We start from the raw sequence: 13,362 nt of genomic DNA, 5'->3' as shown, positions 1-13,362 counted from the left end.
CGCCGGGCCCGAAAACGTGATGATCGTGTACGCGCGACCGGGGCTGAAGCCGGCCTGCAGCCGGCTTACAGCTGCTGCTCAAGCCAGCCCTCCAGCACTCTCGCGTGGGTGTGGTCGGTGTCTTTGCCAGCGAAGAGCAGGAGGACGTCGCCCTCAGCCAGAGCATCCTTGAGCTGGGCGACAACGTCGTCCAGTTCCCCGTCCCTGTACCGCTCATCGAGTTCGGCCCGGTAGGCGTCCCCGAACTGTTCCCAGGTCAGGGCGTCGGCATGGAACTCCTTGCGCAGCTCTGCCGAGGGGGTGAGTTCCTTCGGCCAGCCGGTCAACGGCAGGTCGGTCTTCTTCACTCCCCGCGGCCACAGACGGTCGACGAGGAAGGTCGCGGCGTCTCCGGCGCCGTCGTCCCTCACGTCGTAGGCGCGGGCGATACCGAGTTTTCCCTGCTTTTCCTGCGTTCCCATACCTTCTGAGGCTACGCCCTGTTCGGCTCAGTACCCGTCGACCACGGCCAGCGCGTGCAGTTCACCGGAGACCCGGTCGGCCAGGTCACGGTCGGTCCACATCGCGCGGACGACGGTCTCGGCGTCCCCCTCGGGCAGGGAGGGCACCACGCACCGGGAGCGCAGGTGGGTCAGCACCGCGTGCTGACGGCGGGCGAACGGGAGTTCCGGGATGAGACCCCAGGCGCTGCGGTAGACGTCGTAACCGTGGAGGACTTCGCCGGTGAACAGGGTCAACGGGTCCGGGACGTGCTCGCGGGTGTAGTTCGGCACTTCGGTCTCGTCGATGACGGCGAGCTGGTCGTCGTCGAGGAAGCTCACCCACATCGAGGCCTCGGCGCCGGCCCGGCGGACCGGGGCGGCGGCGATGTAGCCGCGCGGGCTGACATGGGCGGTGAACGCCGTCCCGACATCGGGGACGCAGGCCCGGACGAACGGGACCGTCTCGGAGACGCCGTGTTGGCGCAGCTTGATCTGCATCACCCCGGGGGAGGCGTTCGATCCGACGGCGACGACAGGGCGCCGTCCGCCATCGAGGCCGACTTCGGCGAGAGCGAGGTCCCCGGGGAACCAGCCTTCCGAGGTCAGGGTGCCGGACCGGGTGGGCCAGCGTCCCGGATAGAGCCATGGGGTGACCGTGAGGTCGACACCCATGCAGGACTCGCGTGGTGAAGACATGATGTCCCCGACGTTACGCCTCCACCCGGGGGTGAGCCACGGTCACTCTGTGTTCACCCGGAGTTACGCGGACCGGAATCGCCCGAGCAGCCGTGCGGTCTCCTCGGCGATGACACGCACCACGTCACCTGCCGGGGCCTGCTGACGGACCAGGCCGACGGACTGTCCGGCATGCAGTTTCAGCTCCTCGGCGTACTCCCCGCCGGACGCGCGTGCGGCGACCAGTTCCTCGTCGGTGACGCAGGGGTCACTGTTGTACCGGTCGACGAAGGCGTTGCGCACGGTGCGGGTGGGCCACCGGGCGATGTCCCAGTTCTGCTGCTCGGCACGGTCGTAGATCCCGGTGAGCACGGTCGTACCGCTGCCCGCCTTCACGGCGGCGGCCTTGAGTTCCTCGGATCCCTGGGATTCGGGGGACGCCAGCAGCGCGGTGCCGATCCATGCCCCGTCCGCCCCGGCGGCGAGGACGGCGGCGACGCCGCGTCCGGTGGCGATACCGCCGGCGACGACCACGGGGACGCCGGGGGCCTGGACGGCGACGTAGTCGAGAACTTCCTGCATCAGTGGCATGGTGCCGAGGCGTCCGGTGTGCCCGCCCCCGTCGGTGCCCTGGACGCAGAGGACATCGACCTCGGCGGCCAGCGCCTGACGGACCTGCAGCATGTCGTTGACCGGGGCGACGACGCTGATCCCGGCGGCGTGGGCGGCCGGGACCCAGGGGGCGGGGTCACCGAAGGCGAGGGAGAGCACGGTCGGGTTGGTCGCCAGGGCCGTCTCGAACTGGGCGGAGACACCGGGGGTCGTCGTGTTCGCCGCCGCCTCCGCCTCGATGGCCCAGACCATCAGGCCGATGCCGAAGTTCCCGGCCGCCCCGGCGGTCTCCGCTTCAGCGGTGATCCACTCCGGGGTGGCGCGTGCGCCGACGCCGATCATGCCGAGCCCGCCGGCGGCACTGACCGCGGCGGCGAGGCGTCCTCCCGCCCTGCCTGCCATGGGTGCGCCGACCAGGGGGAGGTCGATTCCCCAGATTCTGGTCAGGCGTCCGCCGAGTGCGGCGGTCGTGCTCGCGTTCGTGTGCTGGTCGGGCTGCTGGTAGCCGTCGCGGTAGACCACAGGTGGTCTCCCCTTCCGGAGTTCTCGTTCGGAAACTGTCGTCAGTTTTCGGTCGTGTGTCCCGCAGTCTACAGAGGCCGGTTCACCGCGTACTGTATGTTCCCATGGACATGACCGTGAAGAACGCGAAAGACGTCAGCACCGCTCCCCTCGTGGCTCTGGGCCTCGTCGGCGGCTGGGTGACCGCCCGGGAGACCGGCATCCGCCCGCTGGGCACCGTCCCCATGATCGCCGCGCTGGGTTGGGCGAACCGCACCTGGACCGCCAAGGGTGGCGCCCCGCTGGCCGTCGGCCTGACCGGCATGTTCCTCGGCGCGTTCGGTGTGTCCCACCCGCTGGCCAAGAAGATGGGTGCCTGGCCGTCGGTCATCACCGTCACCGCCGTCGCCGCCGGTGCGGCGCACTTCCTGTCGGACGCCAAGAAGAAGTAGTCCGGCCGATATCAGGCCACCGCGGCGTACCAGGCGCCGACGGTGTTCTCCGCCAGCTCCCGCAGCTCCGTGGTGTGCGGTTCCGGGTCCCCCGTGAAGCACACCGGGTCGACCGCCGTATTCCACCCGTAGCCGGTGGTGATGGCGGTCATCGCCTTTTCTGCGCCGGTGGTGTCATAGCCGCCACGGATCCAGTACCCGGCGAGGACGCTGTGCGCGGTGTAGGTGTCCTCGTTCGTGACCTCCATGAAGGTCGAGTCGAAGTAGTGCTTCAGTGCGCCCGAGATGTACCCGAAATTGGCGGTGGTCCCGAAGAGCAGGGCGGACGCGCCGAGCAGTTCGGCGGTGTCCGGTTCCAGGGCGTTGCGCTCCCGGATCTCCAGGTGGAGCTCCCCGGGCAGGGTGCTGTTGACCTCGGCGGCAGCTCCCTCGGCGGCGTGGAGAATGGTGTCGGTGATGCCGCGGAGCTTGTCGGTGGGGCTGTGGTGGACGACGAGTAGATAGGGCATACCCCCATCATGCCCGTCATCCCGCACGTCGGGCCCGGAATGTCGTTAGCCTGGGAATATGAGTAGATTCCCGTCGCCCCGCACCAACGGTCCCCTGATCCTCCCGTTCAACGGGAAGGCCCCACGCATCCATTCCTCCGCCTATGTCGCACCGAACGCGGTGATCGTCGGCGATGTGGAGATCGCCGAGGACGCCTCCGTCTTCTACGGAGTGGTGATCCGCGCCGATGTCGGGTCGATCCGGATCGGCGCGCGGTCGAATATCCAGGACAACTCCGTCATCCACACCGAGGAGGACAGTCCGACCGTCATCGGTGAGGACGTCACCGTCGGTCACCAGGCCCTCGTCCACGCCTGTACCGTCGGCGACGGCACCCTGGTCGGCATGCAGTCCTCGCTGCTGAGTCGCTCCGTCATCGGCGCCGGCTGCATCATCGGCGGCGGTGCCGTCGTCCTGGAGGGCCAGGAGATCCCGGCGGGTTCTCTGGCCGCCGGGCTGCCGGCCAAGGTGCGCCGGGAGCTGTCCGCCGAGGAGCGGGAGCACCTCATCACCCACGCCGCCGGGTATGTCGATCTGGCGAAGGGCCAGTCCGCACCGGAAGACGCACTGAGCCTGGACGAGGTCCGGTTCGGCTGAGACCTACCGCTTGTCGTCCGGCGGGTCGGCCGGGAGCACGTGCTGACCTGTGGCGTCCAGCGTGAGCGCCAGTGATGACACGTACTGCGTCCCCCCGTTGTCATCGGGGATCGCCGAGGCGACCATGTCCGGTCGCTCGCAGGATTCGCCGGTGATCGCGCAGGTCAGCCGGTCATCGACCGGGTTGCCGTCGGCGTCGAACATCGGCAGGTCGATGCCGTCGTGCGCGCGGCGCAGGTAGTAGCGTCCCTTGGTCACCACCGCGGCCAGCGGGGTGACGACGACCGCGATGACCGCGGCGAACAGCGGCGAGAAGGCGGAGATGCCGTCACCGAAGGCGCCGAAGAACATGGCCACGGAGATGCCGCCGGACAGGATGACCGAGGTGATGCCGACCGGGTTCCAGTCGTAGAGCATGCCACGGCGGAACTCCGGGACCTTCGGCGACAGGCCCAGGATGTACTTGTTGATGACGATGTCCGCGGCGACAGTGAAGATCCAGGCGATAGCGAGGTTGGAGTAGAAGCTCAGCACGAAGCTCAGGACGCTGAACATGTTGAACTCCATCAGCGCCAGCGAGATGCCGACGTTGAAGACCACGAACCAGACCCGACCCGGGTACTTCTTGAACGAACGGGAGTAGATGTTCGTCCAGGCCAGGGAACCGCAGTAGGCGTTGGTGGTGTTGATCTTGATCTGGGAGATGACCACGAGGATCACCGCGAGCGTGACGGCGAGCCAGGAGGGCATCATCTCCTTGTACTCACTCATGAACTGGTTGACCGGCTCGACGGCGATGTCCGTGCCCTGGCCGAGGACCGAGATCATGTAGACGGCGAGAAAGATGCCGATGATCTGCTTGACCGCGCCGAGGACGACCCAGCCCGGGCCACCGCAGATCACCGCGGCCCACCAGGACTTCCGGTTGGCGGCGGTCTTCGGGGGCATGAAGCGCAGGTAGTCGATGTTCTCGGCGATCTGGGCGGTCAGCGAGAGGCAGACGCCGGCGGCGAGCATCATCGCGGCGAAGGAGACGGACTTGTCGTCCTCGCCGGTGTAGTCGAGGAAGGTACCGACCGAGTCCGGCTCCTGGATGATGAGCACGACCAGGGGAACGAACATCATGACCAGCCACAACGGGTTGGTCCAGGAGTGCAGCTTCGACAGCAGCTTCATACCGAAGATGACCAGCGGGATGATCATCAGCGAGCTCACCGCGTAGCCGATCCACAGCGGTATGTTCAGGCCGACCTTCAGGCCCTGGGCCATGATCGCGCCTTCGGTGGCGAAGAGGATGAAGGTGAAAGACACGAAGATGAGGTTCGTGATGATCGAGCCCTTGTAGCCGAAGCCGGAGCCGCGGGTGATGAGGTCGAGATCGACGTTGTAGCGGGCGGCGTAGTACGCCAACGGGAAGCTGGAGACGAAGATGAGGAGTGCGGCGATGAGGACGCCACCGATAGCGTTGACGGTGCCGTGCTCGACACCGATGGTCGCGCCGATGGAGAAGTCGGCGAGGTAGGCGATACCGCCGAGGGCGCTCGCGGCGACAGCGGCGGGCGTCCACTTCCGGTAGTGCCGTGGGGCGAAGCGCAGGGAGAAGTCTTCGGTGCCGACGGGGGCGACGTTGTCGACGGCGGAGGCAGGTGAGGTACCGGACCCCGATGTACCGGCCTGGACGGCCGGTGCCGGGGTGGCGGTCTGCTGGAGCGTGTCCACTGGAGGTGTCATGTCGGGCAACGCTATGGACGCCGTATTACATGCACATGACCGTAGATGTTTCCGTCGTGGGTGTAAGCGACGTTCACCTGACGTCCCAGGTTACGGGCGCGTGAGATGGCGTGGGACGCCGCTGGTCAGGGACCGTCAGAGTCCGTCAGAGCCCGGAGCGTCAAAATATCCGAGTATGAACGAAGGTTCATCTCCGCTTCGGCGGATTCCTGCTCGGATATTTTGATTCAGGCCAGCGCAGCGTCCACCAGTTCCGGTAGGCCGGACGCCGCGGTGGTCCGCAGTGACCAGGTGGACAGCTGCGTGAGGTCGGTCGCCGCCGGACTGATCTCGACCACGGGGACGCCCCGGCGGACCGCCAGTTCCGGCAGGCCAGCGGCCGGGAAGACGACGCCGCTGGTGCCGACGATGACGACGAGGTCGCAGCTGAGCATCGAGGCCTCGGCGTCAGCGAAGTCCTTCTCCGGCAGTGCCTCGCCGAACCACACCACGCCGGGACGCACCGGCCCGCCGCACTCTGCACAGGCCTGCGGAGTCAGCCGTTCCACCGCCTCGGTCAGCAGGTCGGGCTCCGGTGCGGAACGGCCACACTCGGAGCAGCGGAAGGCCAGCAGGCTGCCGTGGAGGTGGGAGACATCCGTCGCGCCGCCGCGTTCATGCAGGTCGTCGATGTTCTGGGTGGTGACGTGGAGGTGTCCGTCGCTGTCGCTGCCACCGGTCAGGGCGTCCTGCCAGCGGGCGATGGCGAGGTGACCGGGGTTGGGGGCTGCGTCCCTGGCGCGGGCGGCGCGCCACAGGTACCAGGCCCACATGGGGTCGGGGTCGCGACGCCAGGAGTCGAGGGTGGCCATGGCCTGGGCGTCGACGTTGCTCCACAGACCGGTGGTGGCGTCCCGGAAAGTGTCGAGGCCGGAGTCCGCGCTCATGCCGGCGCCGGTGAAGACTTCGACGCGGCGGGCGGAGCGCGCGGCGTCCTGCAGGTCGGTGGGGATCGCGACAGAAGTCATGGCCCCGAGGGTAGTGAGATGCGCTCAGTCAGCGGCACCCCGAACGTGTCGGCGTCTTGCCCCTCAGTCCTCCAGCTCGGCGTCCAGGCGCTGTTCATCCGCACCCCGCGCACGCTTCAACCACCAGGCCGCGACCGGAAAACCGATGATCGCACCGACAATCCCACCAGTCACCACACCCCAGGCCATACTGCTGTCACCACCCTGCACACTCAGGAAGACACCGACAATCCAGGCCAGCATCAGGACTCCCACGACGACGCCTTCCACTCGCGTCATGTTCAATGCCCGGGGGCGCGGACTGTACCGCTTCATCCACCGGTCACCGGCCACACCGGAAACAGCCAACGGCAGCAGCACCATAGCGCTCCACAGCGAGAGCTTGCCGGGAAGTGCCCAAGCGAGGACCACCGCCGCGATCAATGTCGCGAAGTAGCTGTACCGCCAGGTGACCGTGTACGCCTGATGGACGATGCGCTCCTGGTATTCGTCGTCGACCGTTTTCCCGACCCGCTCGACGAACGTATCTGCGTAGCTCATGTCACTGTTCCTGTTCCTGCTCGTCACCGAAGATCTGTTCCACGGTGCGGCCCAGCTCGCGGCAGATAGCCAGTGCGAGATGGACCGAGGGCGAGTAGTTGCCTTTCTCGATGTTCGCGATCGTCTGCCGGGACACACCGACCCGTTCCGCCAGCTCCGCCTGCGAGAGTTCCTCCCAGCGTCGCCAGCGACGGACCATGTTGGTCGTCTCGGCCGCATCCTTCGATGTATCGTTCACACGTCACAATGTACAGTATTCTTTACATCATAGCCAGAAAGAGTGACGGGGAGGTCTTCTCAGAAAGAGGGCATGTCGGCATCTTGGGATCGCAGGATGGTTTCGCGGCGGTTTTCCATCCTGCGGTCCCAAGATGCCGACAGCCCCGAATCCCGGGGCAGCTCACATGCGGCGCAGGTCCACGGCGGGCCGGCCCAGCAGGGCTCGACGGGCGTGATCGTGCACGGCATCCACGATCGCGCGCACGGTGACCGGGTCCTCCCCCGCCACCCGCACGGTGATCCCCGCATCGTTGACCATGGTGGACGCTGCGGCGGTCAGGTCTTCGGCGGCGACACCTGCACACCGCTCCACCAGCAGATCACGGACAGACGCCAGCAGTTCCTTCACTGGTGAACCGGCCGGCGGCACGATGAGCACGGTGCCCCACACCGGCCAGCGCGACAGCAGCATCTCGGAGCGCCCCTGGCCGGCACCGACCACGCACATCATGTCCGAGAGCAACGGCCGTCCACCCCGCTCGACCCGCCAGCACTGGCCCAGGGCGTCGAAGAGGTCGCGTTCACCACGGGCCAGACGTCCGGTGAGGATGACGTCCGCAGCGAGCAGCGTCGCCGAGTCGGCCAGATCAACATCCGTGACCTGCAGTAACCGCGAGCCAGCGAAGAGGGTGTTCTGTCCGGGCAGGTACTCGCACACCGCGTCCTCCCCCACCGTCAGACTGATCCACTGCGTGGCGAGCCCGGCATTCATCCGGTGCACCGGCGTGCCCGCCGGGGTGGTGACCGTCGCCCGCGCCCCGTCGCCGAGAGTCACCCGCTGCCGGATCCGGTCGTTCTGTGCCAGCCCGCCACCGGTCGACCGGACATAGACGAAGGCCTCCCCGGGATCGGCCGGATCAATGTACAGCGGCCGGGTGAACTGCATTGGCGCCTTGACGTACCGGGAGGTCACGCCGGTCTTCTGCACTGATGACGCGGCGTCCACACCCAGGGACAGATCGAGGACGCCGACCTTGCCGGGGCGTCCTACCGGCTGCACGCCGTCGGAGGCGGCGTCCTCAGCATCCTCAAGGAAGGACGCGAACTCCCACGGCACCGGCGGCGTCAGCGCCACCGGGTCGAGTCGCGGGGCAGGAGGCCGCCCGACCGGCACGGCTGACGTCACGCCCGGTACTCCTCCAGGGCCGCCGCGAGCTCCGCAATGCCCTTGTTCGCCAGGCAGTCGGTGAGGATCACCGGCTTGCCGTCGCGCACCGCGATGGCATCCGTGTTCATGATGTCAAGGTCACAGCGCACGTACTGGGCGATGTCGGTCTTGTTGATGACGAGGATGTCGGACTCGGTGATGCCCGGCCCGCGCTTCTTCGGCATCTTCTGCCCCTCGGCGGTGTCCAGGACGAAGACGAAGACGTCGACCAGCGCCGGGGAGAACGTGAGGGTGAGGTTGTCGCCGCCGGACTCGAAGAAGACGGTGTCGATCTCGGGGTGCTCGTCGATGAGGTCGGCGGCGGCCATGAGGTTCATCGTCGGGTCATCGCGCACGGCGGTGTGCGGGCAGGACCCGGTCTCCACGCCGACGATGCGCTCCGGGTCGATGATGCCGTCGAGTTCACGGCGGACGTGGAGGGCGTCCTCCTGGGTGTAGATGTCGTTGGTGATGACGCCGACCTGGCGTCCTGCGTCGACGAACAGCGGCACGAGCGCCTCGATAAGGGCGGTCTTGCCGGAGCCGACGGGGCCGCCGATGCCGATGCGCAGCGGGGATCCGGAACCGGTCACGGGATCGGAGGAGGCCAGAGGGGAGGTCTCGGGGGAGGTTGTCATGGTGTCCTTTCTACGACATGAACAGGCGGGCGGGGGCGGTCTCGTGGGAGGCGGAGCCGAGGTCACTGCCGGGGCTGGCGCGGCCGAGCAGCCGCCACTGCCCGGACTGCAGCAGGTCGGACGCTACGGCGACGCACTCCTCGGCGAGTTCGGCGATGACCGGGTGGGCGGCGGTGATGATGACCTGGGCGTCGATGTGGTCGCACTGGCGCAGGCGCAGCGCGGCACCGGCCCAACCGACAGCCAACCCGGTGAGTTCCGTGGCGACCGCCTCGGCCGGGGTGAGGCCGTGGGAGGCGTGGATCAGCCCGGCGACGACAGCCTGGTTGCCGGGGGTCTGCTTCGCTGCCACCGCCGCCGCATACGACGGCAACGGCTCCAGTTGTTCCTGTCCCAACCGGGCCTCGACATCTGTCGTGACCTGCAGCATCTGGCGTCCGACACGGGTGGACGCCCGCCGCAGCTCATGGGTGACCTTCGTCGCCGAGAGCTCGTGGTCGATGGTGACCAGTGTGTCCGGATCCACTGCATCAGCGGTCGCTGCCGCCGCAGTCGCCACCCCGTCGCCGGGTGCCGCGGTGTGCCGCAGATGGTCGAGGAGGACGCGCTGCACCGCGTCCGCCCCGGTCACACGGTGCGCCTGCACCAGGCCCTCGAGCCCGTGGGACAGGGTGTAGCGGCCCGACGGATACGCCGAATCAGCGTAGGTCATGGCCTGCAGGAACGGGAGCATCGGCGACGTCACAGCACTCAGAACAGGAAGAACTTCTGCGCCAGCGGCAGGGACTCCGCCGGGGCGATGGTCGCGTGGACGCCGTCGACGGAGACCTCGTAGGTGTCCGGGTCGACGCGGATGTCGGCGGTACGGTTGTTGCGCACCATGTCCTTCTTGCCGATGGTGCGGGTGTTCTTCACCGGCAGAACGGTCGAGGTCAGGCCCAGCTGCTCCGGGACGCCGGCCTCGATCGCGGCCTGGCTCATGAAGGTCACACGGGTGGCCTGCAGTGCGGTGCCGTAGTTGGCGAACATGTCGCGGTAGTAGACCGGCTGCGGGGTGGCCAGCGAGGCGTTCGGGTCACCCATCTGGGCGTAGGCGATGCGTCCCTGGCGCAGCACCAGCCGGGGCTTCGCGCCGAAGGTCTCCACCGGCCAGAGCACCAGGTCGGCGAGCTTTCCGGGCTCGATACTGCCGACGTGCTCACCGATTCCCTGGGCGATCGCCGGATTGACCGTGATCTTCGCGACGTAGCGTAGGACGCGCTCGTTGTCGTCACCGTGGCCCTTGTCCTCCTCCAGCTCACCGAGCTCCACCTTGCAGTGGTGGGCGGTCTGGAAGGCGCGCTGCCAGGACTCGCCGACGCGTCCCATCGCCTGTGAGTCGGAACTGAAGATGCTGATCAGGCCCAGATCGTGGAAGACCGTCTCCGCCGCGATGGTCTCGGCGCGCACGCGTGAGTCGGCGAAGGCGACGTCCTCGGGGATGTCGTGGGACAGGTGGTGGCAGACCATCACCATGTCCAGCAGTTCCTCCACCGAGTTCACGGTGTACGGCAGCGTCGGGTTGGTGGAGGCGGGCAGCACATTCGGCATGCCGGAGACCCGGAGGATGTCCGGGGCGTGACCACCGCCGGCGCCCTCGGAGTGGAAGGTGTGGACGGTGCGTCCGCCGAAGGCCCGGGCCGTGGACTCGAAGAAGCCGCCCTCGTTGAGGGTGTCGGTGTGGATGGCGAGCTGCACGTCGTACTCGTCGCAGACGTCCATGGCGTTGCGGATGTTCGCCGGGGTCGCACCCCAGTCCTCGTGGATCTTCAGGCCCGCGGCACCGCCGACGATCTGCTCGGCCAGCGCCTCGGGCAGGGCTCCGGAGCCCTTGCCGAGGAAGCCGGTGTTCACCGGCATGCCCTCGGCGGCGCGCAGCATGAACTGCACGCCGTTCGGGCCCGGGGTGCAGGTCGTGCCGAGCGTCCCCTCGGCCGGTCCGGTCCCGCCGCCGAAGAAGGTGGTGATGCCGCCGGCGAGGCCGTGTTCTGCCTGCTGCGGGGTGATGTAGTGGATGTGGGAGTCCACCCCACCCGCGGTGAGGACGCGGTGTTCACCGGCGATGACCTCGGTACCTGGCCCCATGACCAGCTCCGGGTCCACGCCGTCCTGGGTGTTCGGGTTGCCGGCCTTGCCGATCTTCACGATGCGGCCGTCGCGAATGCCGACATCACCCTTGACCACGCCCGCGACGGCGTCGAGCACGATGACGCCGGTGATGACGGTGTCGAGCGCGCCGGTCGCCGCGGTGGCGGTGGGGTCCTGGGCCATGCCGTCGCGCACAGCCTTGCCGCCGCCGTAGACGGACTCGTCGCCGTAGGCGTCCGCCAGGAAGTCACGGGTGATGCGTACGGTGAGGTCGGTGTCCGCCAGCCGGACGGTGTCCCCGGTGGTGGGGCCGTAGATCTCCTGGTAGCGGTGTCGGTCGATCGAGCTCATCAGTTCAGTTCCTCCGGGAGTGTGTCATTGCTGGCCAGGAAGACAGGAAGGTTCTCCAGCGCGGCGGCCTTCACGGCCGGGTCATCGAGGGCTCCTTCGGTCAGCCCCGCGAAACCGAACAGGACGCGGCGTCCACCGAAGTCCACGAGCTCCACCTCACGGGTGTCTCCGGGTTCGAAGCGCACGGCCAGCCCGGAGGGGATGGACAGGTGCATGCCCCAGGCGGCCTCCCGGTCGAAGGAGAGCGCGGGGTTGACCTCGAAGAAGTGGTAGTGCGAACCGACCTGGACGGCGCGGTCACCGGTGTTGGCGACCCGCAGCGTGGTGGTACGACGCCCCGGGTTGAGCTCGATGGTCGGCGCGGCACCCGGTGCGGTGCCGTAGCCGGCGGCGGATCCGGACATGGTGGTTCTCCTGCCTAGTGGTGGTGGCTGTGCGAATGGCCGTGGGAACGGGGGTGCGAAGGCGAATGGTCTTCGTCGCCGTGGGAGTGGGCGAACCCGGCGGCGTGGTCGGCGAGCAGGCCGACGGCGATGCCGTCGTCATGGTGGTCACGGGCCAGGTGGACTGCCGTGTGCGCCGCCCGCTCCACCGCCGTGGCCAGGGCGGACGCCCGGAACAGTGGTTCAGCCGTGCCTGCATCCTCCCTGTCCTCCCCCAGCGCTAGGTCCGCGCGGAACTCGACGACGTCGTGGGCACCCAGCAGACGCAGCCGCTCGCGGGCCTTCTCCAGGGTCGGCCAGGATCCCTCGAAAGCGACCTCGACCTCGAGGTCCTCGGAGAACTGCCGGGCCAGGCGCACCCTGCGCAGCAGCTCGGCGTCCGCGAAAGGATCCACCGTCTTCGCGAGAATCAGGACGGCGTCCTTCCCTTTCGCGGCGCGCAGATGACGACGCATCTCGGCGATGGCGCGGGTGGCGTCCACCAGCGACGGGCCGAGAATGACCTCGGTACCGGAACGCTGTGCCCACTGCAGGGCCTGCGCGGCCTGGGTGACCGAGGTGAGGTCACGGTCGGTCCCGGCGGGGATGACGACCAGCGGTTCCTCCTGCTGACGTGCCTGCTCCAGGTAGGGGGCGAGCGCGCGGGGGCCGGTGACGACGGGGACGCCGGTGGCGTTGGCGAGCGCATCCGGGGTGGACGCCTCGGCGCCGGCGTAGAGGACGGTGATGCTCATGCCGCTCCTCCTACTGCCCGATCGGGTCGTGGACGCTGACCAGCTTCGTCCCGTCGGGGAAGGTCGCCTCGACCTGGATGAGGCTGAGCAGGTCACGCACGCCCTCCTGCACCTGGTCGGGGCCGAGGACCTGTGTGCCGATCTCCATCGCCTCGGCGACGGTGCGCCCGTCCCGGGCGGCCTCGACGACGGCCTCGCTGATCAGCGCGGTCGCCTCCGGGACGTTGAGTGCCAGGCCGCGGGCGAGGCGGCGGCGGGAGACTTCAGCGGCGGTGAACAGGAGGAGTTTCTCCTGCTCCCGGGGAGTGAGATCCATGGCGTCCTTCCGGTCGGTTCTGCCCCTACGGTACTGCCGGGGCGGGACGCCGTGTGCCGCCGATTGTGGGGTTTAACTCCGCGGAAACACTCGGCGGGCGGCGTCCTCCACCGGTTCCCGGGTGTCCCTTTCCCCACATTCGGGCCTGAAAATCACCTCCGTAAAGTTCTACAGTGGAAAC

Annotated in this window: 17 protein-coding genes; 2 read left to right on the top strand and 15 right to left on the bottom strand. The window is 68.1% G+C overall.

What is annotated here, in order from left to right; all coding sequences use genetic code 11:
* Positions 1–65 precede the first annotated feature (65 nt).
* The 3 genes from CVA01_RS02640 to CVA01_RS02630 all read right to left on the bottom strand — a co-directional run bounded on the left by CVA01_RS02640 (position 66) and on the right by CVA01_RS02630 (position 2,291).
* On the bottom strand, positions 66–461 hold the full coding sequence (locus tag CVA01_RS02640; RefSeq protein WP_014011074.1) for a DUF488 domain-containing protein: 396 nt from the start codon (positions 459–461) through the stop codon (positions 66–68).
* Between the two features lie 27 nt (positions 462–488).
* Complete coding sequence (locus tag CVA01_RS02635) at positions 489–1,178, bottom strand: hypothetical protein (RefSeq protein WP_073883430.1); 690 nt, start codon at positions 1,176–1,178, stop codon at positions 489–491.
* 63 nt (positions 1,179–1,241) lie between these two features.
* A complete protein-coding gene (locus CVA01_RS02630; protein WP_141328404.1) occupies positions 1,242–2,291 on the bottom strand; it encodes an NAD(P)H-dependent flavin oxidoreductase in 1,050 nt (349 codons plus the stop codon).
* Between the two features lie 104 nt (positions 2,292–2,395).
* Here CVA01_RS02630 and CVA01_RS02625 point away from each other — a divergent pair, with 104 nt between their 5' ends.
* A complete protein-coding gene (locus CVA01_RS02625; protein WP_141328402.1) occupies positions 2,396–2,722 on the top strand; it encodes a hypothetical protein in 327 nt (108 codons plus the stop codon).
* Between the two features lie 11 nt (positions 2,723–2,733).
* Here CVA01_RS02625 and CVA01_RS02620 read toward each other — a convergent pair whose 3' ends face one another.
* Positions 2,734–3,231 (bottom strand): flavodoxin family protein, encoded by a 498-nt coding sequence (locus CVA01_RS02620; protein WP_014011078.1) that lies wholly within the window; start codon positions 3,229–3,231, stop codon positions 2,734–2,736.
* A gap of 58 nt (positions 3,232–3,289) precedes the next feature.
* On the opposite strand from CVA01_RS02620, the gene CVA01_RS02615 reads away from it, so the two are divergent.
* Complete coding sequence (locus CVA01_RS02615; protein ID WP_141328400.1) at positions 3,290–3,868, top strand: gamma carbonic anhydrase family protein; 579 nt, start codon at positions 3,290–3,292, stop codon at positions 3,866–3,868.
* Between the two features lie 3 nt (positions 3,869–3,871).
* Here CVA01_RS02615 and CVA01_RS02610 read toward each other — a convergent pair whose 3' ends face one another.
* The 11 genes from CVA01_RS02610 to CVA01_RS02560 all read right to left on the bottom strand — a co-directional run bounded on the left by CVA01_RS02610 (position 3,872) and on the right by CVA01_RS02560 (position 13,181).
* Positions 3,872–5,599, bottom strand: coding sequence for a purine-cytosine permease family protein (locus CVA01_RS02610; protein ID WP_141328398.1), 1,728 nt, complete (start codon positions 5,597–5,599; stop codon positions 3,872–3,874).
* A gap of 227 nt (positions 5,600–5,826) precedes the next feature.
* Positions 5,827–6,606, bottom strand: coding sequence for an NAD-dependent deacylase (locus CVA01_RS02605; protein ID WP_141328396.1), 780 nt, complete (start codon positions 6,604–6,606; stop codon positions 5,827–5,829).
* A gap of 63 nt (positions 6,607–6,669) precedes the next feature.
* The gene (locus CVA01_RS02600) at positions 6,670–7,146 is read right to left on the bottom strand and encodes a sodium/proton-translocating pyrophosphatase (protein ID WP_141328394.1); all 477 of its coding nucleotides are present in this window, start codon (positions 7,144–7,146) and stop codon (positions 6,670–6,672) included.
* A 1-nt stretch (position 7,147) separates the two neighbouring features.
* The gene (locus CVA01_RS02595) at positions 7,148–7,345 is read right to left on the bottom strand and encodes a helix-turn-helix transcriptional regulator (RefSeq protein WP_041630777.1); all 198 of its coding nucleotides are present in this window, start codon (positions 7,343–7,345) and stop codon (positions 7,148–7,150) included.
* A 201-nt stretch (positions 7,346–7,546) separates the two neighbouring features.
* Positions 7,547–8,551, bottom strand: coding sequence for an urease accessory protein UreD (locus CVA01_RS02590; protein ID WP_141328392.1), 1,005 nt, complete (start codon positions 8,549–8,551; stop codon positions 7,547–7,549).
* A complete protein-coding gene (gene ureG / locus CVA01_RS02585) occupies positions 8,548–9,210 on the bottom strand; it encodes an urease accessory protein UreG (RefSeq protein WP_014011085.1) in 663 nt (220 codons plus the stop codon). Before ureG ends, CVA01_RS02590 begins: the two co-directional genes overlap by 4 nt.
* Before the next feature lie 10 nt (positions 9,211–9,220).
* Positions 9,221–9,955, bottom strand: coding sequence for an urease accessory protein UreF (locus CVA01_RS02580; RefSeq protein WP_244938099.1), 735 nt, complete (start codon positions 9,953–9,955; stop codon positions 9,221–9,223).
* A gap of 5 nt (positions 9,956–9,960) precedes the next feature.
* On the bottom strand, positions 9,961–11,688 hold the full coding sequence (ureC, locus tag CVA01_RS02575) for an urease subunit alpha (RefSeq protein ID WP_014011087.1): 1,728 nt from the start codon (positions 11,686–11,688) through the stop codon (positions 9,961–9,963).
* Positions 11,688–12,092: an urease subunit beta gene (locus CVA01_RS02570; protein WP_141328390.1), complete on the bottom strand. Its 405-nt coding sequence runs from the start codon at positions 12,090–12,092 to the stop codon at positions 11,688–11,690. The genes ureC and CVA01_RS02570 overlap by 1 nt, the downstream gene beginning before the upstream one ends.
* Positions 12,093–12,106: 14 nt before the next feature.
* The gene (locus CVA01_RS02565) at positions 12,107–12,865 is read right to left on the bottom strand and encodes a hypothetical protein (protein WP_141328388.1); all 759 of its coding nucleotides are present in this window, start codon (positions 12,863–12,865) and stop codon (positions 12,107–12,109) included.
* A 10-nt stretch (positions 12,866–12,875) separates the two neighbouring features.
* Positions 12,876–13,181, bottom strand: a complete 306-nt coding sequence (locus tag CVA01_RS02560; RefSeq protein WP_014011090.1) for an urease subunit gamma — start codon at positions 13,179–13,181, stop codon at positions 12,876–12,878.
* Positions 13,182–13,362: the final 181 nt, after the last annotated feature.

It is taken from the genome of Corynebacterium variabile (assembly GCF_006539825.1).
In the GTDB taxonomy this organism is placed as follows: domain Bacteria; phylum Actinomycetota; class Actinomycetes; order Mycobacteriales; family Mycobacteriaceae; genus Corynebacterium; species Corynebacterium variabile.
The sequence above is the reverse complement of the archived record's forward strand: the minus strand, read 5'-3'. Positions and strand labels throughout refer to the sequence as shown.

Coding starts and splice junctions, on each gene's coding strand:
- CVA01_RS02635 (WP_073883430.1), bottom strand. CDS start 1,178: ATGTCTTCACCACGCGAGTCCTGCATGGGTGTCGACCTCACGGTCACC.
- CVA01_RS02610 (WP_141328398.1), bottom strand. CDS start 5,599: ATGACACCTCCAGTGGACACGCTCCAGCAGACCGCCACCCCGGCACCG.
- CVA01_RS02560 (WP_014011090.1), bottom strand. CDS start 13,181: ATGGATCTCACTCCCCGGGAGCAGGAGAAACTCCTCCTGTTCACCGCC.
- ureG (WP_014011085.1), bottom strand. CDS start 9,210: ATGACAACCTCCCCCGAGACCTCCCCTCTGGCCTCCTCCGATCCCGTG.
- ureC (WP_014011087.1), bottom strand. CDS start 11,688: ATGAGCTCGATCGACCGACACCGCTACCAGGAGATCTACGGCCCCACC.
- CVA01_RS02570 (WP_141328390.1), bottom strand. CDS start 12,092: ATGTCCGGATCCGCCGCCGGCTACGGCACCGCACCGGGTGCCGCGCCG.
- CVA01_RS02605 (WP_141328396.1), bottom strand. CDS start 6,606: ATGACTTCTGTCGCGATCCCCACCGACCTGCAGGACGCCGCGCGCTCC.
- CVA01_RS02620 (WP_014011078.1), bottom strand. CDS start 3,231: ATGCCCTATCTACTCGTCGTCCACCACAGCCCCACCGACAAGCTCCGC.
- CVA01_RS02600 (WP_141328394.1), bottom strand. CDS start 7,146: ATGAGCTACGCAGATACGTTCGTCGAGCGGGTCGGGAAAACGGTCGAC.
- CVA01_RS02625 (WP_141328402.1), top strand. CDS start 2,396: ATGGACATGACCGTGAAGAACGCGAAAGACGTCAGCACCGCTCCCCTC.
- CVA01_RS02615 (WP_141328400.1), top strand. CDS start 3,290: ATGAGTAGATTCCCGTCGCCCCGCACCAACGGTCCCCTGATCCTCCCG.
- CVA01_RS02565 (WP_141328388.1), bottom strand. CDS start 12,865: ATGAGCATCACCGTCCTCTACGCCGGCGCCGAGGCGTCCACCCCGGAT.
- CVA01_RS02640 (WP_014011074.1), bottom strand. CDS start 461: ATGGGAACGCAGGAAAAGCAGGGAAAACTCGGTATCGCCCGCGCCTAC.
- CVA01_RS02595 (WP_041630777.1), bottom strand. CDS start 7,345: ATGGTCCGTCGCTGGCGACGCTGGGAGGAACTCTCGCAGGCGGAGCTG.